At 68.9% G+C, this 21,955-nt stretch carries 17 protein-coding genes and 1 pseudogene; 11 read left to right on the top strand and 7 right to left on the bottom strand.

Features of this window, described 5'->3' with window-relative positions:
* Nucleotides 1–16: 16 nt before the first annotated feature.
* The 4 genes from JOF44_RS15655 to JOF44_RS15640 form a co-directional block, all read right to left on the bottom strand.
* On the bottom strand, nucleotides 17–376 hold the full coding sequence (locus JOF44_RS15655; RefSeq protein WP_209893497.1) for a hypothetical protein: 360 nt from the start codon (nucleotides 374–376) through the stop codon (nucleotides 17–19).
* Between the two features lie 892 nt (nucleotides 377–1,268).
* Nucleotides 1,269–1,805, bottom strand: a complete 537-nt coding sequence (locus JOF44_RS15650; protein WP_209893495.1) for a DUF6036 family nucleotidyltransferase — start codon at nucleotides 1,803–1,805, stop codon at nucleotides 1,269–1,271.
* The gene (locus JOF44_RS15645) at nucleotides 1,802–2,293 is read right to left on the bottom strand and encodes a hypothetical protein (protein ID WP_209893492.1); all 492 of its coding nucleotides are present in this window, start codon (nucleotides 2,291–2,293) and stop codon (nucleotides 1,802–1,804) included. Before JOF44_RS15645 ends, JOF44_RS15650 begins: the two co-directional genes overlap by 4 nt.
* Nucleotides 2,294–2,983: 690 nt before the next feature.
* Nucleotides 2,984–4,072, bottom strand: coding sequence for a hypothetical protein (locus JOF44_RS15640; RefSeq protein WP_209893490.1), 1,089 nt, complete (start codon nucleotides 4,070–4,072; stop codon nucleotides 2,984–2,986).
* A gap of 385 nt (nucleotides 4,073–4,457) precedes the next feature.
* On the opposite strand from JOF44_RS15640, the gene JOF44_RS15635 reads away from it, so the two are divergent.
* From JOF44_RS15635 to JOF44_RS15620, 4 genes are all read left to right on the top strand, one after another.
* On the top strand, nucleotides 4,458–5,969 hold the full coding sequence (locus JOF44_RS15635) for an ATP-binding protein (RefSeq protein WP_209893488.1): 1,512 nt from the start codon (nucleotides 4,458–4,460) through the stop codon (nucleotides 5,967–5,969).
* Nucleotides 5,970–6,026: 57 nt separating this feature from the next.
* A protein-coding gene (locus JOF44_RS15630; protein ID WP_377785327.1) for an IS3 family transposase occupies nucleotides 6,027–7,291 on the top strand; the annotation gives its coding sequence in 2 pieces (ribosomal slippage) (nucleotides 6,027–6,369 and nucleotides 6,369–7,291; 1,266 coding nt in all).
* Between the two features lie 112 nt (nucleotides 7,292–7,403).
* On the top strand, nucleotides 7,404–8,318 hold the full coding sequence (locus JOF44_RS15625) for an ATP-binding protein (RefSeq protein ID WP_209893485.1): 915 nt from the start codon (nucleotides 7,404–7,406) through the stop codon (nucleotides 8,316–8,318).
* A gap of 9 nt (nucleotides 8,319–8,327) precedes the next feature.
* The gene (locus JOF44_RS15620) at nucleotides 8,328–9,272 is read left to right on the top strand and encodes an HNH endonuclease (protein ID WP_209893482.1); all 945 of its coding nucleotides are present in this window, start codon (nucleotides 8,328–8,330) and stop codon (nucleotides 9,270–9,272) included.
* Between the two features lie 2 nt (nucleotides 9,273–9,274).
* Here JOF44_RS15620 and JOF44_RS15615 read toward each other — a convergent pair.
* Nucleotides 9,275–9,805, bottom strand: a pseudogene (locus tag JOF44_RS15615) (lactate/malate family dehydrogenase); the annotation flags it as partial.
* 375 nt (nucleotides 9,806–10,180) lie between these two features.
* On the opposite strand from JOF44_RS15615, the gene JOF44_RS15610 reads away from it, so the two are divergent.
* Nucleotides 10,181–11,023: a GIY-YIG nuclease family protein gene (locus JOF44_RS15610; protein ID WP_245348975.1), complete on the top strand. Its 843-nt coding sequence runs from the start codon at nucleotides 10,181–10,183 to the stop codon at nucleotides 11,021–11,023.
* 61 nt (nucleotides 11,024–11,084) lie between these two features.
* A complete protein-coding gene (locus JOF44_RS15605; RefSeq protein WP_209893479.1) occupies nucleotides 11,085–12,908 on the top strand; it encodes a hypothetical protein in 1,824 nt (607 codons plus the stop codon).
* A 106-nt stretch (nucleotides 12,909–13,014) separates the two neighbouring features.
* On the opposite strand, the gene dld is transcribed toward JOF44_RS15605, so the two are convergent.
* Entirely contained in the window at nucleotides 13,015–14,724 is a 1,710-nt protein-coding gene (gene dld / locus JOF44_RS15600; protein ID WP_209893476.1) for a D-lactate dehydrogenase, read from the bottom strand.
* A 156-nt stretch (nucleotides 14,725–14,880) separates the two neighbouring features.
* On the opposite strand from dld, the gene JOF44_RS15595 reads away from it, so the two are divergent.
* Nucleotides 14,881–15,618 (top strand): DUF429 domain-containing protein, encoded by a 738-nt coding sequence (locus tag JOF44_RS15595; RefSeq protein WP_209893473.1) that lies wholly within the window; start codon nucleotides 14,881–14,883, stop codon nucleotides 15,616–15,618.
* 51 nt (nucleotides 15,619–15,669) lie between these two features.
* Here the strand turns inward: JOF44_RS15595 and JOF44_RS15590 are convergent, their stop codons facing one another.
* The gene (locus JOF44_RS15590) at nucleotides 15,670–16,272 is read right to left on the bottom strand and encodes a LysE/ArgO family amino acid transporter (RefSeq protein WP_342591809.1); all 603 of its coding nucleotides are present in this window, start codon (nucleotides 16,270–16,272) and stop codon (nucleotides 15,670–15,672) included.
* 86 nt (nucleotides 16,273–16,358) lie between these two features.
* Here JOF44_RS15590 and JOF44_RS15585 point away from each other — a divergent pair, with 86 nt between their 5' ends.
* The 4 genes from JOF44_RS15585 to JOF44_RS15570 all read left to right on the top strand — a co-directional run bounded on the left by JOF44_RS15585 (nucleotide 16,359) and on the right by JOF44_RS15570 (nucleotide 21,800).
* Nucleotides 16,359–17,258 carry an ArgP/LysG family DNA-binding transcriptional regulator gene (locus JOF44_RS15585; protein ID WP_209893469.1) on the top strand — a complete coding sequence of 300 codons (900 nt, stop codon included), beginning with the start codon at nucleotides 16,359–16,361 and terminating at the stop codon, nucleotides 17,256–17,258.
* Between the two features lie 61 nt (nucleotides 17,259–17,319).
* A complete protein-coding gene (locus JOF44_RS15580; protein WP_209893466.1) occupies nucleotides 17,320–19,053 on the top strand; it encodes a DEAD/DEAH box helicase in 1,734 nt (577 codons plus the stop codon).
* 288 nt (nucleotides 19,054–19,341) lie between these two features.
* Nucleotides 19,342–20,757: a Gfo/Idh/MocA family protein gene (locus tag JOF44_RS15575; RefSeq protein ID WP_342591808.1), complete on the top strand. Its 1,416-nt coding sequence runs from the start codon at nucleotides 19,342–19,344 to the stop codon at nucleotides 20,755–20,757.
* The gene (locus JOF44_RS15570; protein ID WP_209893460.1) at nucleotides 20,757–21,800 is read left to right on the top strand and encodes an NEW3 domain-containing protein; all 1,044 of its coding nucleotides are present in this window, start codon (nucleotides 20,757–20,759) and stop codon (nucleotides 21,798–21,800) included. Before JOF44_RS15575 ends, JOF44_RS15570 begins: the two co-directional genes overlap by 1 nt.
* Nucleotides 21,801–21,955: the final 155 nt, after the last annotated feature.

Genomic DNA, 21,955 nt, shown 5'->3' with positions numbered 1-21,955 from the left:
CGGCAGACGTCTTCGACTATGAGGCGCCGCGTGGGCGGCTCCGTTCGCTCGTGGCCGCCTGTTGTCGCGCTGTCTTGGCTTCCGAGACCACGAAGATCGCCGCGCACGGGATGCCCAGCCCAAGTGTGAGCACGTTCCCGATGATGCCCACGACGAGCAAGAGTGGAGCCATGACGACGGTAGCGAGTGCACTGCCGAGATCCCATCGAGGGGGTGGCACGCGAAGGAGGAACCACGCGATGGCGCCAGCCATCGCGAGGGTGGGCACGGTGACGGCCCACAGGAACAAAAGCCCGGGAATCCATTCGAACCGCGACCAGATCCATTCGGAGAGCGGGAGTGAGAGGAGCAGGGCGAAAAGCCCGTACAGCACCACCCACCAGTCCAACGGTTCCTCTGACACTGACTCCGTAGCTGCGCTGGAGATGGACGCAGGCGATGCGGCAGCACTCGCGGAAGCTGATGCGCTGTATCGTGACCCGCCCGTCTGGCCCACGCCAGTCGCCACCTCGCGGAGACGAGCGCGCTCGCACGCCTTGATGAAATCTCTTGCCGCCAACTGGTCCGAGGTGGTTCTCCGGAGCTCCATACAGGGGTGTAGAGGCCACGGCTTTCCGAGAGCGTCAAAGTACGCGCACCCACCGCGCGGATTGCGGAAGAACCACACCTGCGAATCACAGACCGGGCACCGTGCGTTCGGCTCGTCCGGGATGCTGGTCCAACGCACTGGTTGGGCTCGCGCCGCTGTCTGCCTGACCGTCGCGCGCTTCGCTGCATCACGCGAGGAGTCTCGGCGGCTCGTGGACGAATGTCGTGCAGCGATGAGCGATGAGAGCGTTCTCCCTCCGTCGCGGCTCACCCAATGTCCCGAAACCCAGTAGCGGCTGCCGTCTTTCCGCCGCCGCCAATGCCCTCGCCGCCGGTAGATGGTCACGATGCTCCTCCCCACTTGGACGAGAGCTTCGCGTCCAACGGCGCCGGCCTCGTCCTCACGACATGGGGAAGATGCTATTCGGCTTCCCCGACACTCCAGCGCCGAACACCGAGACCGATCTGATGACGATTCGGCATCGACACCGAGCCAGCTAATCGGCTGGCATCTGAGTCGCGACCGTCAGACCGGGTGTCCGGCAAGGACTGGCTGCAGGCGGTGGCCCGAACTGTGCTTATCCGGGCCGGAAGGGTCTTGCCCGGGATCGCGGAACGCGCGGAAGCCGTCTTCGGCGGTCGGTTCGCGGCTCCTCTTCTCGGTGCCGACCGGCGGGGCGTCACCTCGCGCGTGCGCGGTTGGCGACCTCGTCGGCGAGGTAACGGTGGCGTGGCAGGAGTTGACCTGCCGGATAGGTGGCATCGAGCAGGTCCACGCACTCCTGAGCAGTGGTGTAGCCGAGTTGGTTGAACAACACCGCTGCGTCATCGAGGTCGCGCTCATCACGCGAGGCGTGCAGCTTCATCGCCAGCAAGTATCCCGGGGAGGGCACCTGCACCAGCAGCGATTCAGACTCGAACACAGTGCGAGGGTGCTCGTCCTCTCCGGGCAGGAACCCTTTCGCGGCGTCGTTGAGCCAGTCCGGCTCCAACCCGTGCGGGCCACTCATCTCTTCGGCGATCCGGCGCACCACGGGTGCGGGGACGAACAGCGCATCCACGTCACGAGTCAGCCGGTCGACGTCGTAGGCCAAGGCCATCGCAGCCCCGCCAACGACGAACAACTGCGCCGCCGCCCCAGCTTCGTCCAGCCGGCCGGACAGCTCCCGGAACAGGGCACGCACCCCGTCCGCGTCGAGTTGCCCGTCTGTGCTCATGCCCTGGACAGAGAACGGGACGTGATGAGAATCCCGCGCCGCCGAAACGCCTCAGGGCTCTCCTGGTCGGCGTCAGCGTGGAAGATCGCTGGAACACTTGGATACCAGGCCGTGGTACGGCGGCTCGGGTCAGATGCCCAGGCAGGCGTCGGCCAGCCGTCCCGCTCGGCCAGGTGCTCCGCGAGTGCCGCGAACGCGGCATCGACCTCGACCGAGCCGGTGCGCGGCGGCTCGTCGGTGAACACTCCGGCAGCGAGGTCAGGACCACCGCGACGCGAGGAAGAGGCGTAGTCGTCCAGAGTCTGGAGGATGCCGAACCGCCAGCACGCATCAAGAGGCTCATCGATGGCGAGCATCGTGCGGCATGCAGCAGCGTTCTGCGCGGCGGTGTGACGCAACCCCACCCGCGTGTTCTGTGCGGTCTCCGGCGTGGTGCGGGCAACATCCAGCAACGCACCGACGGACAGCACTTCGCCCTGAAATACCATGACCAGGCCTCCTATCTTCATTCCCATTCTTTCAGACCTGCCGCCAGAAGTCTCGGGACTCGCAGCCCGCTCACTGGGCCGTCGCGGTGCGAGCTATGGCGGCGGGCGTCGTGCTCGAACGGTTCGTGGAGCTGCTGTGCCCGATCTGCTGCCCGCGGTCGCGTGCTCCTGCTCGGCGTGCTTTGTTGTCCGGCGACAGTCTCGCCTGCGTGAACTCGTCCTGCAGGGCGGGCCCGCGTCGGTTCCGCTCCCGGACCTGGCGGACATGGAGGCCGAACGGTCGAAGCGCACAACATCGAGCTGTTGTACCTGATGTAATACCCGAAGCGGCACGCGAAGGGCGCGATTCTCGACGTCGCCTCCAGGGTCGCGAGGCGTCGCGATCGGCGCGGTCTGGAGATCCATCGCCAGACGAGCAATTGCAGCTACCGCGACTGCGAGTCGATCACCCTCCCCATGGAGGAGATGGCTGGGGTGCTGTCCCAGCGTCCTCGCCGCGGCCCTTGCCATGGCACTCGGGTGCATGCGCGGCGTACCGTCGAACTTCGCGACGTTCCACTCCGAAGCGCTGCTCGACGAGGTGCTGATCAACCGGCCCGAGAATCCTTCGGCCTGAGGACGGCGGGGAGGAATCAGCTCCAGCGGCAACCGCTCCCCCAGCCTCGGCCTCCTCACCTCCGTCGTGCCCGGTTACTTCACCGACAACTGCTCGGTGAGATACACCAATGCGTGGTCGAGCAGTGCCACGAGGTCCGGCCCCGTGGCCCGTGAGGTGTCGATCCGCGCCGACGCCTCGAAGCGCCTGTCACCGTCACGATAGAAGCCCGGGTTGTACTGCGAAGCGTCGCCGTGGCGGAACCCCTTCTCGACGATGTCCGCCCAGTTTCCCTTCTTCGTAGGGCGCCCCGTCCCCCGTGCCGAAGAGAGAAGTCCGGCTCGCGCCTGGTCGACGCCCTCGAGATAGGCGGAGAAGCTGTCAACGCGGATCGCTGAGTCGAGCGTGGTGGCCAGTTCCCACGCGGCCTCCCGTCCAGCTCGCCCTCCCTTGGTGACATCGACCCCGAACCGGAAGTCCATGATCCGACGGCTTGGCTGCCATCGCACTTCTGTAATCGCGTCGTGTCTATCCGGCTTTCCCGGGAATGCGCGCCATGCTTGGAGCAACGCGTTGCCCCCGCCGGAGGTGACCCCAGGGTACGCAGACTCGGCGCTCCCTTCGAGGACGGCAGGCTTCAGCGCACGAGTGAGGATCCGGCCCAGGAAAGGATCGGAGATCGATTCGACAGGTTCCGCGTCCTTGCCCTTGCTGCCCGTGCTCACAGAGGTGATCAGCGCTGACCATTCCGAGAGGACCCTCTCCGCGGCTGCTGCGAGCACCGAGACCTCTGAGTTTGACGAGCCCTTCCAGCGACTCACAAGGTCTGGGAGCAGGTTCGCGGACCAGCGAGAATCCGGATGCTCATCGCGAGGGCTCACCGGGTCCAGGGAAGCCAGGAGCAGCGTCACCTCGGCGCCGAAGGTGGAGGTGTACCACTCGGACTGCTTCGGGCTGAGGTGGTGGCCGAGCTTCACTTCCACTGCGCCGATCGTCTCCCCCGACGCGCCCATCAGGAGAAGATCCGCGCGGTTCTCGGAACGCGCTCGTCCCTCACGGGTCACCCGAGCGGGCGTCGATCCGATGAGGCCCGCCCATGGCGTCGGATCCTCCTCGGTGAAGTACGCCAGCAGATCGCTGACATTCGTCTCGCTCGCGAGGATCCTGCCCAGCCCATTCATCATCGCACCCCTTGTCCCTCATTCGTACCTACTGCTTGGAAGTATGCCCGACTCGTCAGACACTCGGCCGCAGTCCGCAAACCTGCCGCGCTCTCTTCAGAGACGTTCACGGGTCCACCGCGCTGCGCAACGGTGCGGGTTTCACGAAGCTTCTTTTCCGGACCGCGTCAAGGGCTACGTGTCGGGCTTCCACGATGACAGCAAGCGGCGCAGTGGCCAGCGGAGTCACGGAACCTCGCGTTCCGACCGTCGTTCCGCCCAACGTATGCATTCCATCATTCCCCTCCACCCCACGACACGTCCCTGCCAGACTGGCCGTGACGCCATCTCGCAGCTCGTCGAGCGCTCGTGTTCCCACCGTGGGAGCTCATAGACGGAGGGGAACGACTTGACCGAGACCGACCGGACCATCGAGGACGCGGCTGCCGCTGACGAGATCGCGTCGGTGCTCGAATCCTTGGCGCGGAAGTGTGGCGACCTCGATGACGAGGAACTCGGCGAACAGATCTACAAGCGCCTACCCGAGCCGTCAGTTGCCGACCCGCACAGTGCGCGCGCCGAGCCCGCCGTGGTGCATTCCGTGTCCGTGCAGGGCATCCGCTCCTTCGGCCCCGAGCAGACGCTGCGCCCCTCCGAAGGGCTAACCATCGTGTACGCCGGCAACGGCAAGGGAAAGACGAGCCTGACCGACGCGTTCGAGCTGGTCATCGACGGGTCCACCACCCGAAAGGAGGGCCTGCCGAACGCCGCAACGGAGGTGAAGGACAAGGACCACATCACCCACCGCACCCACGCTGGGAACCCCGACCTCGCGCATCCGCCCCGCGTCGCGGTCCGCTATGGTCACGGCGACCAGATACGGGACTGCGAGTGGACCTCCTTCGACACGCCTGCGACCCATTACCCCGACATGCAGGTCCTGCCTCGCCGGCTGCTGCGCGCGCTGGTCAACGCCAAACGCACCGAGCGCATCGAACCGCTCGGCGCGACGCTCGGCCTCGCGGAGACCAGCGCGAGCTGGACGGCCATCGCGAAGACACTGGGGGCGAAGTCGACCGAGGCGTCCCAGGGCGTCGAGCCCTACCTGCAGCTGCTCGCGGAGGAGATCACGCTCGACGACGGCGAGGACACACAGATCACCGCGCTCACGCAGTGGGCGGAGCTGCAGCAGAACGCGCCGCAGAGCCTCCCGAGCGCACCGTCGGCGGCTCCCTGGCACCAGCTCGCCGCAGCCCTCGAGGCGGCGACGAGTCCCGACATCGAGGGCGCGCCGATGAGCCCCCAGCTCACCTCGCTCCTCACAGCGTTCGTCGAGGTCGCGGAACCGTCTACGATCTGTCCGGCCTGCGAACAGGCCCAGGTCCCACAGTCCCGCCTCGACGAGGTGCAGGCGCTGCTGACCGGTTCCGCGGCGGCGAAGAAGCATGCTGCGGAGCGAGCGGCTCAGGCCGACCGTCGGGACAAGCTCGCCGCCGAGGTCTCGGGCTGGCTCGAGGTGGCGGACCCTCCGGGACGACCCGCTGCACCGGAACTGCCGGGCTGGTGCGCTGCGCTGGCCGCACTGCGGGATGCCCTCGCGCAGCAGCACCAGCTCCGCGACGTGCCGTGGACGCGACTGGTGGCGGGCGCACTCGAGGACCTGGACGAGGTGCGCGTTCGTCTCATCCAGGCGTCCGAGGGCCACTCGTCCTTCGACCGGCACCGCGCCGTCGACGCGATCACGGCCGACGCCGGCGGGACGCTGAGGGCTCTGCACGTGCTGAATTTCCGCCGCACCGTCCTCTCTCCGCTGATGAAACGCGCGGAGGCGATGACCAAGGCACTGTTGGTCACGCGGGTCCGGAACGAGTTCGCGGAGCTCGAGGGCCCGATCAACGACTGGCTGGAGATCGGGGCCTGACCCTTGTTCGTGGACACGCTGATTCCAGCATTTGCTGGGGAAGCGAGATCATGAACCATGGCCAGGAAGCACTACTCCGAAGAGTTTCGCCAGCAGGCGGTTGACCTGTACGAATCGACACCGGGAGCGACGGTCCGCGGTATCGCGGAGGACCTCGGGATCGTCCGGGGCACGCTGCGGCAGTGGCTGGAGACCCACGGGACCGGAAAGAAGACCGCGGCTGACGGCACGCTGACCGACAGCCCGTTGCGGTCCGCGCCGACAGCTTCCACGTCGGATCCTAGTGAGCCGCTCGAGCAGCGCGTGGCCCGGCTGGAGGCGGAGAACGCCCAGCTGAGAGCGGAGACGACGAAGCTCACCACGGAGCGGGAGATCCTCCAGAAGGCCGCGAAGTATTTCGCCGGGGAGACGCGCTGGTGAGTCGCTTCCAGTTCGTCGCCGACCACTCCACCACCTACCCGGTGAAGCGACTGTGCGAGCTCGTCGAGATCGAGCGTTCCTCCTACTACGCCTGGCAGACAGGCGCCCCGGCTCGGTCCGCGCGGGCCGCTTCCGATGGCGAGCTGCTGGAGCGGATCCGCATCATCCACGCGAAGGACGATGCACAGGGTGCCCCGCGGATCACGGCAGAGCTCAACGACGCGGCCGCGCCCGAGGACCGGGTCAACCACAAGCGGGTCGCTCGCGTGATGCGAGAGGCCGGCCTCAGCGGCTACGTCAAGAAGCGTAAGCACCGCACGACGGTGCCGGAGCCGGCCGACCAGGTCGTTCCTGACCTGCTGGGCCGGGATTTCACCGCCGAGGCGCCGAACCAGCGCTACGTCGGCGACATCACCTACCTGCCGCTATCCGAGGCCGGCGGGGGCGGGAACCTGTATCTGGCCACAGTGATCGACTGCTACAGCCGCCGCCTGGTGGGCTGGGCCATCGCCGATCACATGCGCACCGACCTCGTCGCCGACGCGCTCAAGGCCGCCGCCGCGGCCCGTGGATCTCTGGCAGGAGCGATCTTCCACAGCGATCACGGGTCCGTCTACACCTCCAAGGCCTACGCCGAGCTCTGCCAGCGGCTCGGCGTGACCCAGTCGATGGGAGCCGTCGGCTCCAGCGCCGACAACGCGATGGCCGAATCGTTCAACGCGACCACGAAGCGCGAGGTCCTCCGCGACGCCGCGTGCTTCACCGACGAGCTCACCGCCCGCCGCAAGATGTTCCGCTGGCTGACCCGCTACAACACCAAGCGCCGCCATTCCTGGTGCCGCTACCTGTCCCCGAACGCCTACGAGCGCGCCTACACCGCTAAGCTAGCGCTCGCAGCGTAAACACCCCCGTGTCCACGAACCGGGGGTAGGCCCCATCCTCGGGCCGGAGGGCACCCCACGCATCTCGCTCGCTGCGAAACCCACCACGGGTCGGCCCTCCCTCGAACTGCTCGTGGCAGATCTCCCGGACGGTGCCAAGGCACTGCATGCCGCCGGCTACTTCTCCGACGCCCAGCTGGACATGCTCGGGATGGCCGCCCATCTGGCGCGGATCGAGCGCGACCATCCGGGCTCCACAATCGTCATCGACGACCCCAGCGACATGCTCGACTCCATCTCCCGCAAAGCCCTTGCCGGGCCGGGCATCACCCGCCTGCTTGAGAACGGCGAGCGGTCCGCCCATCAGGTGCTCGTACTCACCCACGACGATCAGCTGGTACGTGACCTGTGGGACGCGCACCGTCATCGGTCTCCCGCAACGGTGCAGGACTCCATGGAGATCCATCGCAGCACGGACGGGGCGGACAGCTTCTCTGTCCTGACCTCACGCACCACTGCTGACGCTGTGGCCAGGGCCCGGGAACTGATGACGGACCACTGGGAGGAGAACCGGGACCGGCTCTGGTTCCGAGCAGCACTGGCCGCGCACACACGTCAGGCCACCGAGATGTGCGCGAAGGACGTCGACACGTTGCTGGGTCCTGCCGGGATGAACCTGCATCCGTCGAACCGGGTGCCGCGGGAGTCGGACGAACTGGGCCCTGTCAGCGATCGAGTCCGCGCGACCCTGCGGGAGACCACCGAGTCCTGGTGCCAGAGCGGCCGCCACCATGTCGCCCGGAGTCGAATCGGCGATCTCATGGACCTGTTCTCAAAGAATTCCACCCAGTTCCTGAACCCGGGAGCTCACGCGGATGTCGTCCTCCCCGAAGCCACCTCGAGCAAGAAGACACTCCTCATGGTGGAGGCCGCCGCGGCGCTCCTCGCCGCCCCCGAGGGACAGCCCCGCTCGAGCTGGACCACGCAGTCCCGGCTGGCCGAGTTCGTGGGCTCGAATGGGGACTGCCCGGAGTGCACGGGGATCTAGCATCGACCCATGGCGATCACGATCCAGCACCTTCTCGAGCGCGGTGAGCTCTCCATCGATGACGACATCACGTTCCACACCCACGTCGAGGTCGCACGGTTGTTCGGCCGCGATTACAAGGGCCACCAGCAGGCGACGATTCGACTCGATGAGCACACGGACGTGTGGTTCCCGAAGCTCTTCCCCAACCGAGATTGGCTCAACGAGCTGTCCCCGCAGGGCACCGAAATCACGATGCGCCCCGCAGACGGAGGCCAGTACAGCCACCGGATGGCGTCCACACGGCGCGAAGACGTGATCACCTTCGGCAAGGAGACCCGCACCGGGGACTACAGGTTCTGCGGCGTGTTCCGCTTCAACCCGCATCTTTCCTCCGCGGCGAGGTGGGTGTTCGATCGCATCGCCACCACGGTCACATTCGACGGCAACGGCGGGCACGGGTTCGAGGAGCGCACACTGCGCGCCGGGCAGGAGGACCTCACCGCAGAGTCCGCTCCGGTCGACCTTGACCTCATCGAGAGCTTCGACCGACGTGTTGACGAAGGACGGTTCGCAGTCGAGGACCGAGAGGTGGTGGCGCGCACCCGGGGCAGCGCCCAGCGCACCTTTGCGACTCGCGTGAAGAGAAACTACGAGTGGACCTGCGCGGTCACCGGAATCCGCACCCCCGAGTTCCTCGTCGCCTCGCACATCGTCCCGTGGAGCGAGGATCCGTCGATCCGGCTGGACCCCAGCAACGGGATCTGCCTGTCCACCTTCGTCGACCGCGCCTTCGATGCCGGCTTCCTATCGATCACTCCTACCGGGATGACCCGCGTGCGGTGGGAGAACTGCGGGGAGGACCCATCTCTCCATGCCGATCTCGCCCGCCTCGACGCCATCACCCTTGCGCGCCCCCGCGACGACGTCCCTGATCCTGAGAAGCTTCGGCGCCGCCTCGAGCTCGGGTACTGAGCTGAGTCCCCGTGCTCGCCGACGATCATTGCGTGCACGCTCGAGGCGGAGACGTGGGCGCGTCGGCCGATCTCCCATCGCAGGCGCGAGGAGTCCAACGTGGCGCCGGAGGCGAAGATCCGCTCCGTCGGCAGGCCGCTGGCCTCCTGGGCGAGCATGGTGAGAACGTCGCAGGGGTTGGAGACGATCACGTAGATCGCCTCCGGCGAGACGGCGACCAGGTCCTTCATGAGCGAGCCCATGATGCGGGCGTTCGTGGCGGCCAGCTCGAGGCGGGTCTGGCCGGGCTTCTGCTTCGCCCCGGCCGTGATGACCACGACGTCGGACCCGGCGGTGACGGAGATGTCGCTGCCACCACTGATCTTCGTCGCCCCGACGAACTTCGCGCCGTGGGCCAGATCCAGGACCTCCGCGCGGGTCTTCTCCTCAGCGAGGTCGTACAGGGCGATGTGGCGGGCCACGCCCCGGATCATCGCGGCATGCGCGACGCTCGATCCGACGGCTCCGGATCCCACGATGGTCAGCGTGCTCACTGTGCTCCCGCCCCGACGATACGTACCCGTGCGAAGAGGTGACTGGGACCTTCTCGGTGGGCGGGTAGATCGCCGTTCAGGCGTCGGCACCGAGTGGACGGGCCCCGCGGCACGCTGGAGAGGAGCACCGGCGTGTCGCACAGGCGATGCAGGAAGCAGGCGATGCAGGAAGGAGGTCACCTCATCGAGCACCACCGCCTCGCGGAACCCTCGGGAACAGCGAGCAGGCACGGCACATATCCTTCCCTGCAACGCCACCCGGCGTCATAGACCATGCGCCACTTACCCGCAGATCAGCCCCGCTTTCCTGTGGCGCTCTGAGCCGACATCACCCATACCTTGCTCACCAGGACACACGAGGAGCAGCGAGCCCCCATGACCGAGAGTTCCCGGACCGGCCACCTCACGCTGGGCACCATTCTGGAGACCGCCGAGGTGCAGTTCGGTGACGTCCTCGCCATCCGGCACACCTATACAGCGGACGGCCTCACCGGAACTGCCGATCTGACTCCTGAGAAGGTGCTCGCCTATACCCGCCGTCAGACGCACAGGAACAAGGTGCCAGTGACATCTCCCCCGCTTTGGCTCACCTTCATGGCCGACGGAAGACGTCGGTCGAGGTTCCTCACCGCCTACGAGAATCACGGGCCCGTTCTCTCCGAGGAGACCGCGGAGCATCGCTACTTCGACCTACGCCCCTCGGAACTGCTCAGCTCGCTGCAGGAGCGCTTGGTCGTGGAGTGGTCCGGAGACACCATCAACTGGGCGAAAAGAGGCTCGTCCGCCGCGAAGTTCTCTGTCGTCGAGATCGCGGATCCCGCTGCCGTGCCGTTCCCGGGCTTCGACCGGGTGATCATCCCCTTCACCGAGCTGCAGGACATGGTCGAGAGCTCCCGTTATCGGACGTGGCAGCATGCGCTGAGCTCCGTGCAGGGGATCTACCTCATCACTGATGCGACCACCGGCAAGCACTATGTCGGAAAGGCGGACGGCACCGAACGTCTGCTGGGCAGGTGGCGTCGCTACGCCCAGACCGGCCACGGCGACAACGTCGGCCTGCGGAGCCTCCTGGCCCGCGACCCCACCCGAGCAGCAGCGTTCCGCTTCAGCATCCTGCGCGTCTTCGGCCCTGACACCCCGAAGGCGGACGTCGACGCCTCCGAGGCGCACTTCAAGGACGCACTCATGTCGCGGGCCTTCGGGATGAACCGGAACTGAAAGCCGCCGTTCTCGCGCCCGCGGTCTCGCCTCGTCGGCCAGCACCTGATGGAATATCTCCATGAGCCGACGCCGTCACGACCGCAACCCGCTCGGGCAGGGTGCCGCCCGCCAGCGTGCGAACCGCCGCACCCCGCACACGTCGCGACCGGCGCCCGCCGAGTCGGCGGCAGAGAACCCCCTGATCTCTGTGCTCCGCCCGGCGCTGCGCTCCGACGATCCGACCGCATTCTGGGTCGCCGCGGCACCGCTGGTCACGGAGCTCGCGGACCTGCAGCACCATCCCGAGGAACTGCCCGAGGGAGTGGACCTGCTGGACACCTTCATCGAAATCAACGTCGCCGAGACCACCGCACTGCTGCACATGGTCGCGGCGATGTGTCCCGACGAGGACCTCCGCTCCCGGGCGCAGGTGGGGCTCACCGCCCGCCGTCAGCCGATGCCGCCGCAGGTGTCCGGGCTCGTCCAGGCGTCCGTCACCGAGGCGGTCGCCTTCTCCGACGGTGCAGGGGAGAACTTGCTGGTGGAGCTGGTCCTTCCCCGCGGCGTGCGCGCCACGCTCATCGCCTACATCCAGTGGAGCCCCGCGCCGTATGTGAAGGACGCCTTCGTGGTCGGCGAGTCGCTGGAGGAGATCACCCGCAAATATCGGGAGATCATGGCGGGGGAAGGGGCATCCCTTGACGAGGTCCTCGAGGCCGTCGGCCCGGCGGATGCGCGCGCCCGCTTCCGCCAGGCCCTCGCCAATACTTCGGCGGACGTGGAACAGTCCGGCGACTGGGAGCAGTGGCCGATGCTGCGTCCCTTCGTGGAGTTCGTCGTGGGACGAATGCCGGAGGGCGGGACGGGATACGACGAAGACGCTCTGTACGGAGGATTCTCCGACGTTGCCACGTTGCCGGTCCCCGAGCAGCCGCCGTGGATCCTTGAGGACGGCACCGACCTGGTCGAGGAGTTCACGACCTCCGCCCACGCCGTCGGCCTGGAGCGGGGCAGTGCGCTGGAGGATCTGGTCGCCTACCTGATGATCCTGCTCGACGCGAGCCTCGGCGATCCGTTGGGCTGGGATCCGGAGCTCGCCGAGTGGATCCTCTCGGAGGTCCTGCCGAGGGTGCCGACGCTCCCCGAGGCGGCGGCGGCGCAGATCCCCTCGGCGCTGCCGGAGCTCGTCGCCTGGTCCCTCGAGCGGAAGGGCGAGGAGCCATCCGTCATCGCGCGGACCTTGTCCGCGATCGCCCCGCTGCTCGATGAATTCCCGGCTCGTCGGGCCGATCCGCGGATGCGCGCGCGGCGGCTCGAGGAGCAGGTCGACTTCGCTCTGGAGCTCGAGGACCCCACCGCGCTGCGCCTGGCGGATCTCGCCCTGCGCGCCGGTGGTTCGGAGGTGCTCGCAGAGCTCGAGACAGCGCCGCTGCCCGCGGAGAAGCTCGCGCTCGAGCAGTTCCCCGATGATCTGCGGGACCTCGCCGCCGAGATCGACACGCACCTGGTCGAGGGGGTGGCCGCCCTTCTCGAGCACCACTCCGGTTCCGCCGATACCGACGAGCTGCTCACCGCCTGTCGGCGCCTGCTGGTGCGCGTCGCCCAGCTCGATGATGCGGTGCTGCGACGGAAGGCGAGCACCCGCAATACCGCCGCCGCGATCGTCTCGATCGTCGCCCGCGGCAATGACCTCATGGGGTATCCACCTGCACCCCTGCACGAGAAGGACCTGCATCGCGCCTTCGACCTGCGCAGCTCCCCGAGCCAGCGCGCCCGCACCCTGATGGAGGCCGCAGCGCTCCCCCATCGCTTTACCGGCGTCGCCCTGGCCGATCCCGAGCTCCTGCTCGGCACCGCGCGGGCGGAACTCCGGCGGGTGCGGGACGTATTGCAGGCGGAGTGAGGGGCGGAGACGGGTCTACCGTGGATCGCACCGCGACCCCCTGCACAGGCGATGCTTGACCCGGGCCCCGCGGCGTGACGCGATGGGAGCTCGCGCACATCCGCCCTCACGTCCACAGCTTCCGCGCCGACGTCTCCCCCACTCCCGCATTGAACATGTTCAGCGGGTCGAGCTCCCGGAAGTGCTCCACCATCGGCTCGGGGGCCGGGTAGAGCCGGCCGTAGTTGTGTTCGGCGGGCACGGCGGCGCCGCGGCTCTCGAGCAGCGCGGTCATCTCCTTCTTCAGCGCCACCGGGTCCACGCCCTTCTTGGCGACGTGGTCCTGGTGCAGCACGTGGCAGAAGAAGTGCCCGAAGTAGACGCTCTCCAGCAGCTGGTCGGCGATCTGCGAGGGCAGCACCTCCAGCCAGTCCTCGTCGTCGCGGCGCAGGGCGACGTCGAAAGTGACCATGGCGGAGGCCTCGCCGCGGTGCATGACGAAGGAGCGGCTGGCGGCGCTGGCCACGCCGAAGCGGATCAGCGTGGCGCTCTCGGCCTCCTCGGCGTCGCACTCGAAGAACGCACCCTCATGCTCGGATGCGGCGAAGAACTCCTCGAGCAGCTGCGCGGTCGTCTCCCGTTCGCTGCCGCTGACCACGAGCAGCAGGTGATGGGCGTACCGGTCGCGATAGTCGACGAGGCGCGGTGGGATCTTCTCCGGAACGAGGGAGAACAGCTTCTGGGAGATCGCGTCGGCGACCGACGGGCCCATTCCGGGCAGCTTCGCGAACACTCCGTTCGCCCAGCTCTTCAGGGCGAACATGCGCACCAGGGTGCGGCTGCCGGCGTGCTTGAGGGAGACGTAGGTGTCCTTGCCGTACCGGGTCGCGAGATCGAAGGCGTGCGAGCTCATGTATTCGCCCGAGATCGGCAGCGGCCCGTCGGCGGCGAGGAACGTGCGTCGCAGGGACTCGAGGTCCCCGGGGCGGTCCGTGCCGATGTAGAACGTCGCCTTGTCCTCCTCGAGCGGGAAGGTGCGGGTGCGCACCGCGAACACCATGAGCTTGCCGGCGCAGCCTGAGGCTTCGTGGAGGAACGTCGGATCCGCGTTGAAGCGGGCCGGGGAGTCGGCGATCCGGCGCACATGCTCGGCGTAGGCGGTGCCGGCGGAGTCGGGCGGTGGCGGGGTGACGTCGGCGGCGTCCCATTCGCCCCGCTGCAGCCGGTCGAGGATGTGCGTGGGGTCGGTGCCGAGGTCGATGCCCAGATGGTTCACCAGCTGGATCTGCCCGTGCTCGTCGACCCGCGCGAAGATCGCCTGCTCGGTGTAGGCCGGGCCCTTACGGATCTGGGTGCCGCCGGAGTTGTTGGCGATCCCGCCCACCACGCTCGCCCCGATCGAGGTCGAGCCGATCACCGAATGCGGCTCCCGCCCGTGCGGGGCGAGTTCGTCCTCGAGGGAGAAGAGGGTGGCACCGGCCAGGCAGACCGCCTCGCGGGCGTCGTGCAGGAGATAGATCTGGTCGATGCGCAACGTCGAGATGATGACGACGTCGCGGTCGTAGCCCTGATCCCCGGGCCCGGAGCCGCCGGTGAGCCCGGTGTTCGCGGCCTGGGTGATGACGATCAGATCGTGGTCGACGCACACCTGCAGAGCGCGCCACATGTCCACCAGCGAGCCCGGTCGCAGCACGGCGAGCACCTCACCCGCCCCGAAGCGGTCGCCCGTGGCATAGGGAGCGGTGGCGCGCGCCGAGGTGAGCACATGCTTCCGCCCCATGATCTCGCTGAAGGCCTCGACGGCCCTCGCCGATCGGGGGTTCCGCGGTGAGTGCATGTGTGGGTGCTCCTTCGCCTCTGATCCTCGAGCCGACGTCACTCGAGTCGAGAGAGCCTACCCTTCGAGCACCGGGCCAGCACGGCACCGAGTCCCAGGAGTGCCAGGGCCAGGAGCGCGATCGGTGCCGCCGCGATGCCCCGCTATCGTGGCGCGATGGTCCTCGGCAGCACATTTCTCGGCATCGATCTCGCCGCCGACCCGAAACGCACAGGCATCGCGCAGCTGCGCGACGACGGCGCGAACGTCGTGATCGAGAACGTCCGCGTCGGCGTGGGCGACGACGCGATCGTCTCCGCCATCATGGGCTCACGAAAGGCCGGGGTGGACGTTCCCTTCGGCTGGCCTCGGGCCTTCGTCGAGCTGGTCGAGGGGCATCGGACGGCCACCCTCCCTCCCCCGCCGGACACGGGCCCGGGCTGGAGGCGAGAGGTCCTCTACCGCGCAACCGACCTCGAGGTGAGGCGTCGGGTGGGGAAGACTCCCCTGAGCGTCGCGGCCGACAAGATCGCCTACCCGACCATCCGCTGGGCAGGCATCGCCGCGCGCCTCAGGGAGCAGGGGGTCACCGTCACGCCTGACGGACGCGGCGTGGCCTGCGAGGTCTATCCCGGTGCGGCCCTCGCCGCCTGGCAGCTTGCGGGCCACCCCTACAAGGGCGCGAAGAACGCGACGTCGCGCTCCACGCTCATCGAGCGACTGTCCGTGCGTCTTCCGTGGCTCGAGTGGGCTGGTTACCGGGACGCTTGCGTCGACGACGACAACGCGCTGGATGCTGTGATCGCTGCGCTCGTCGCCCGCGACGTCGACCGTGGGAGTGCGATGCCGCCGCCTCCGGAGCTCGCGGACCTCGCCGCCGAGGAGGGCTGGATCTGGCTGCCCGACGGCTTCTAGCTGGCGTGGACCATGAGGGTGACGTCAGTGGGGTGAAGATGTGGGCCCGTCTCACCCGACGGCGAGCAGTCCCGCGACGATCAGCATGGTCAGCGCGACCGCGCCGTCGAGCACCCGCCACGACCGCGCGCTGGACAGCACACGCCCCAGCCCGCGTGCTCCGAACCCCAGCGCCGTGAACCAGATAATGCTGCCCGCTACCGCACCGACGGCGAACAGCCACGCCTGTGCCCCATGGGTAGCAGCGATGGAGCCGAGCAGAAGCACGGTGTCGAGGTAGACGTGCGGATTCAACCAAGTGAGTGCGAGCGCCGTCGCGATCACGGGGCCCAGCCCACTCCCTCGGCCCGCCCCGTCGGCCTCCAGGGACTCCCCACCGCGCAGGGCCCGGCGCGCGGCGAGGACCGCATACCCGAGCAGGAAGGCGACGCCTGTCCAGCGGGCAGCGACGACCACCTCGGGCACGGCCCGCACCAGGGCACCGAGACCGCCGGCGCCGGCCAGGATCAGCACGGCGTCCGAAGCGATGCACACCGCCACCACAGCCAGCACGTGGTCGCGCCGGATTCCTTGGCGCATCACGAACACGTTCTGCGAGCCGATGGCGATGATCAAGGAGAGGCCGGCGAGGAGGCCATGCAGAGCGGTGGTCACCGGATCGATGCTAGAACCGTTCATGATGAAGCACCAGCAAACATTGTTGCATTGCCTGTAGTAGCGCTTCATCTACGATGCGGGACATGCGCATCGATCCCGCCCTCGCCGAGACGCTTCGCCTCGTCGGGGAGGAGGGGACCCTCGAGGCCGCCGCCCGCCGCCAGCACATGACGCCCTCCGCGGCGAGCCAACGGGTGAAGCTGCTCGAGCAGCAGCTGGGCCAGCGCCTCCTGGTGCGCACGAAGCCGGTGCGGCTCACCGCACCCGGCGAGGTGGTGGTGCGCTTCGCGCGCGGCCACGCTCTCCTGGAGCACGAGGCCGGCGCGGAGCTGGGGCTCGAGACGCAGGGCGAGCAGCCCCGGATCGGGATCGCGGTGAACTCGGACTCGCTCGCCACCTGGTTCGTACCGGCTCTCGCGGACTTCGCCCGGGAGCACGATGCGCAGCTCGAGCTGCAGCGGGAAGACCAGGACGAGACCGCGCGCCTGCTCACCACCGGTGCGGCCATGGCGGCTGTGACCTCTGCCCCGTCCGCGCCGCCGGGATATCGCTCGCTGCCGCTGGGCAGCATCGTCTACGTCGCAGTCGCATCCCCGCGGTGGCGGGCCCGCTGGGCACGAAATACGACGGGCCCGGTCGGCCCGGACGTTCTTGCCCGGGCGCCGCGGATCGACTACGACACGAGCGATGACCTCCAGGCCGCCTGGCTGCGCCGCCAGGGCGTGGACCCCTCGCTCGCTCCGCGCCACCTGGTCCCCTCCACGCATGAACTCGCCGATGCGGTGGTGGCCGGACTCGGCTGGGGCATGCTGCTGACCATGCAGGCCGAGCCTCTGCTCGCCCGCGGAGAGCTCCTCGCGCTCGGCGGCGACTCGGTCACCTCTGCCCTGTTCTGGCAGGTGGCGAAGACCCCGTCGGCCCTGCTCGATGCACTCACGGACACGGTGCTCGAGACCGCCCGGCGGGAGCTGCAGCAGCCCTGAGCGCGCCGGCCCCCTGGGCGAGCCGCCCAGGTCACAGGTGGAACAGCGGTAGCCTCGCGAGGTGCCCACCCCTCGCCGATCCAGTACCCGCCGACGCCGTCGGTCCCCGCGCCGCAACGGGTCCACGCAGGCGCAGCGACCGCTGCCGTTCGTCGGCCCGGGCGAGCGGCTGTGGGTGCTCGACGTCCCCTACGGGACCCAGGTCGACGGCGCCGCCTGGCACCCTGCCGTCAAGATGCACCTGTACGTCGGCCGTGCGCTCCCCGAGCATCTCGCGCCTTACGCTCCCGGCCCGCACACCCTCGGCCGCTTCCTCGAGAACACGCTCAATTCTGACCGTCCCACGCCCGTTCCCGAGCCGGCCGAGGACCTCGAGCCCCGGCAGAACCAGTACGAGGCGGCCGATGCGATCGCCGAGCGTGCGGCGTCCGGTGGACGGCAGTTCCTGCTGGCCGACGAGCCCGGCGTCGGCAAGACGATCTCCGCCGTTCTCGGCGCGAGCGCGGTGGGTGACCTCCGCGGTGCGCAGCGGGTGCTCGTGGTCGCGGATCGTCCCGCCGCGATCACGATCGGGCACTGGTGCCGCACCATCACGGCGCTGGGCGACAGCGGCCTGGAGTGGGTGGTGATCACCTGGGACCGTCTGGCGAAGGTCACGGACCACACGTGGGACGTGATCATCGCGGACGAGGCCCACGCGCTGCGCCGGACCACGACCAAGCGGTGGAAGCTGTGGGCACGGATCTCCGGGCACGCCAAGCCGCACGAGAACGCGCCGTTCGTCATCGCGACCACCGCGACGCCCGGCCACACTCCGCTCGAGTTGCCCTACCTCGCTCCGGCCTACGCGCAGGTGCACGGCGAGCCGATGACGGAGTGGACCTCGGCGTCACAGCCCGGTGCCACCTTCGCCACGGCGCTCGAGCGCCACGGGGTCGGCGTCGAGGGGGGCCGCTACGGGCCGACGTGGACCAGCGACGCAACCCGTCGGGCCGAGGATCTCGCGCGGGTGCGCGGCTGGCTCGAGGACCAGCGGCCGACGGCGATGCTGCACCGCGCCGCGCCGTGGGGACCGGTGCCGATCTCCGGTATGCCGGTCGCGCTCACTCCGGCGGAGCGAAGCGCGTACCAGGCCGAATGGGGCGAGTTCTGCCGCGAGATGGACATCGCCCGGCGCGGCCGCAACACCGCCAAGGGCCGGGCCGCGCTGCTGCGCTTCCGGCAGAAGGCCGGGCTGATCCGCGTGGACTCCACGGTCGCCTGGATCGCCCAGCAGGTCGAGGCCGAGCGCCAGGTGGCCTGCTCGGTCGAGTTCGTCGCCACCGCCGCCGACCCGATCGCCGAGCGGCTGCGCGATTCCGGTCTCGAGGTCGCCACGATCTACGGCCAGGGCCGCTTCGACGTCGAGGCCGAGCGGCTGCGGTTCCAGACCGGGCAGGCGAAGGTCTGCGTGTTCACCACGGTCGCCTCGATCAGCCTGCACGCAGGAGAGACCCTCGAAGGCGGCCGCCAGGCGAGCACCGAGCCCCGCGTGGGCGTCTTCCACCAGGCCCGCTTCTCGGGCATCGCAGGCCGGCAGGTCACCGGTCGCACCCACCGCGACCAGCAGGTCTCACCGTGGCACATCGCCTACGCCCAGGGCACCGTCGAGGAGCAGGTCTCCAAGGTGATGGTGGAGCGGATCGCCGCAGCATCGGACACCGTGGGAGGCGACACCGCCGGCCTGACCGACGTCGCCCAGCTGCTCGGGGCCGACTGGCTGCCGTCGTCGACGCTGACTGCGGATGAGGCCTGATCAGCCGAAGCACTGGTCTGGTTCGAAGGCAGCAGCGCGGCGTCCTCCGCCACCGAAGGTACCTTCATCCGCCAGACGGCCGTCGTCACCGACACCAAGCGAGCACCGGACCTGGCGCACCGGCCCTGATGGCTCTCCGACGATGTAAAACGATTGCCATCGCCCGTGGTCTGTGCCACATTGGAGCCAGTCCGGCCGCACCGACGCACCGGGCGAGGCCGTCACGTTCCCGCGGTCGCGGCCCTCCCCGCGAGGGCATCTCCCCCACCCCCTTGTGAGGTGACCCTGGTGAACCATCCCTCCACCCCCTCCCGACGCGGACTGCTCGGAGCCGCCGGCATCGCGGGACTCAGCGTCGCCGGAGCCGGCACGGCCCTGGCCGCGCCGACCGGCCCCGCGCTCGACCCCGCCTCCCCGATACCCGGCCCCGCCAGCATGGTCGGCGTCCCGTACGCCCAGCGCGACACCGTGCGCATCGGCATCATCGGCCTGGGCAACCGCGGCGCCTCGATGGCCTCGGGCTGGGCCGCCCCGCCCGGTGCCCGGATCGACGCGGTCTGCGACATCCGGGCCGACCGCGCCACGAAGGTCGCCGACGCGATGGAAGAGGAAGGCCACGACCGGCCCCGCGAGTTCGGCGGCGAGGACACGTCCTTCCAGGACATGCTCGACGAGGTCGAGCTGGACCTGGTCTACATCGCTACCCCGTGGGAGTTCCATTACGCCCACGGGAAGGCGTCGCTGCTGGCCGGGGCGAACGTGGCCGTCGAGCTGCCGATCGCCACGGAGGTCGACGAGATGTGGGACCTGGTCGCCACCGTCGAGAAGACGCAGAACCACCTGTTCCTCGCGGAGAACTGCTGCTACGGCCGCAACGAACTGGCCATGGCGCGGGCCTCCCATGCGGGTCTGTTCGGGGACGTCACCAGAGGTGCCGGCGCCTACCTGCACGACCTGCGCGGCCTCATGTTCGACGAGAACTACTACACCGACCACTGGCGTCGCACCTGGCACACCACCCACAACCGGTCCTTCTACGCGATGCACGGGCTGGGGCCGATCGCGAACGCCATGGACATCAACCGCGGCGATCGGATCACCACCATCCGGGCCACGGCGACCGCCCCGCGGGCGCTGGCCGACTACCGCGAGCGGTTCATGCCGAAGGACCATCCCTCGTGGGCGGACACCTACGTCAAGGGTGACCTCATCACTTGCCTGCACGACACCGACAAGGGGCGCGTGATCCGCACCGAGCACGACGTCTCCTCCCCGCGCCCCTACAGCCGGATCAACTCCCTGGCCGGCACCCGCGGACTGATGGAGGACTACGTGCCGGTGGGCGACTCCGGCGCCCGGGTCTACGTCGAACCCGACCACGCCGACGACGTCTGGCGCAGCTTCGACGCGTTCCGCGACGAGTTCGACCACTGGCTGTGGCAGGACGTCGGCGAGGACGCGGAGAACAACGGTGGCCACGGCGGCATCGACTACCTGATGCAGTGGCGCACCGTGCAGGCGATCCGCCTCGGCCTCGTCCCCGACATCGACGTCTACGACTCGGCGACCTGGTGCGCACCGGTGCCGCTCAGCGAGGAGTCCATCGACCAGGGCGGCGCCGTCCTGACCATGCCCGACTTCACGCGCGGGAAGTGGACGACGCTGCGCCAGGGCATCGATTCCGAGCGGAAGGAGATGCCCTGATGAGCATCGAGAACCAGACCCCCACCCCCACGACGGCGCGACCGGGCCGGACCGTCGGCGCGATCTCCGCGAGCGCGCGGGCGCTCGGCATCCTGATCGCCGGGACGGCCCTGCTGCTGGGGGCGATGCTCCCCGCCCAGGCTGCCACACAGGCGCCCTACCAGATCGGGGTCCGCCTCACGCCGCTGGACCTGGCCGATCAGGACACGATCCAGACCCTGACCGTCACGGTCACCAACTCCTCCCGCCAGGCGATGACCGAGACGACCATCGCCCTGAACGGTCCGGCCGGCTGGACCACCGCCCCGGCACAGCGCACGGTCGATGACCCGATCGCCGCGGGCGGGACCGTCACGGAGTCCTTCCAGGTGCGGGTGCCCACGCTGCGCGAGGGCTTCCGCATGCACCCCTTCGCCGCGACGGTCACGTATCGCGGCGGGGATGGGCACGGCACCGTGGTGCAGGAGAAGGTCATGACCACGGGCACCCCGATCGCCTCGCTGCAGGAGGCGTACAACAACGTCGGCGTCACCACCCTCGCCGCCCGCGCGAAGGGCGACTTCGACGGGGACGGCAACTCCTTCTCGGCCGAGCAGCTGGGCGAGGCGGGCGTGGTGCCGGGAGCGGCCGTCGAGGGCGCCGGGGCCCAGTTCACCTGGCCGGACGTGAAGGCCGGCGCGCAGGACAACGCCACCGCGACCGGGCAGGCGATCTCCCTGTCCGGCTCGGGCAGCGACCTGGCCTTCCTGGCCGCCGGCTCGGGCCTGAACGCCACCGGCACCGCGACCGTGTTCTACACCGACGGCACCACCAGCACGGGCACGATCTCCGTGCCGAACTGGACCGGTGCGGGCGCGAACCCGGACGCCGAGGTGGTCGCGGCCACGAAGGGACGCAACACCCCCGACGGCTACGCCAACGAGAACGGAACCTACTCCGTGCACGCGGTGTCGATCCCGCTGGAGCAGGGCAATCAGATCGAGACCGTGGTGCTTCCCGGCAACGGGTCCATCCACGTGTTCGACATGCAGGTGGTCGACTGACGCCGGCACCTCTTCGGCGGTGGCCCGGTCACCTGCGGATGGTCGGGGCACCGAAGACTCTGCTCCCGGGCGTGGTGGCGACGCTGGCAAAGGCCCTCAGCCGCGCCGTCACCCGGCAGCTTCACTGACAGGACGTCCTCTGAGCTCGCAGAGGT

Origin of the sequence: Brachybacterium fresconis (assembly GCF_017876515.1) — a bacterium.
Lineage (GTDB): Bacteria > Actinomycetota > Actinomycetes > Actinomycetales > Dermabacteraceae > Brachybacterium > Brachybacterium fresconis.
Note: the sequence above shows the minus strand (reverse complement) of the source record. Positions and strands in the feature narration are given on the sequence as shown.

What these genes read in the sequence shown, in the direction of transcription:
- JOF44_RS15645 (WP_209893492.1), bottom strand. Translation starts at nt 2,293, where the DNA reads ATGGTATTTCAGGGCGAAGTGCTGTCCGTCGGTGCGTTGCTGGATGTT.
- JOF44_RS15640 (WP_209893490.1), bottom strand. Translation starts at nt 4,072, where the DNA reads ATGATGAATGGGCTGGGCAGGATCCTCGCGAGCGAGACGAATGTCAGC.
- JOF44_RS15595 (WP_209893473.1), top strand. Translation starts at nt 14,881, where the DNA reads ATGGTCCTCGGCAGCACATTTCTCGGCATCGATCTCGCCGCCGACCCG.
- JOF44_RS15650 (WP_209893495.1), bottom strand. Translation starts at nt 1,805, where the DNA reads ATGAGCACAGACGGGCAACTCGACGCGGACGGGGTGCGTGCCCTGTTC.
- JOF44_RS15585 (WP_209893469.1), top strand. Translation starts at nt 16,359, where the DNA reads ATGCGCATCGATCCCGCCCTCGCCGAGACGCTTCGCCTCGTCGGGGAG.
- JOF44_RS15570 (WP_209893460.1), top strand. Translation starts at nt 20,757, where the DNA reads ATGAGCATCGAGAACCAGACCCCCACCCCCACGACGGCGCGACCGGGC.
- JOF44_RS15605 (WP_209893479.1), top strand. Translation starts at nt 11,085, where the DNA reads ATGAGCCGACGCCGTCACGACCGCAACCCGCTCGGGCAGGGTGCCGCC.
- dld (WP_209893476.1), bottom strand. Translation starts at nt 14,724, where the DNA reads ATGCACTCACCGCGGAACCCCCGATCGGCGAGGGCCGTCGAGGCCTTC.
- JOF44_RS15610 (WP_245348975.1), top strand. Translation starts at nt 10,181, where the DNA reads ATGACCGAGAGTTCCCGGACCGGCCACCTCACGCTGGGCACCATTCTG.
- JOF44_RS15620 (WP_209893482.1), top strand. Translation starts at nt 8,328, where the DNA reads ATGGCGATCACGATCCAGCACCTTCTCGAGCGCGGTGAGCTCTCCATC.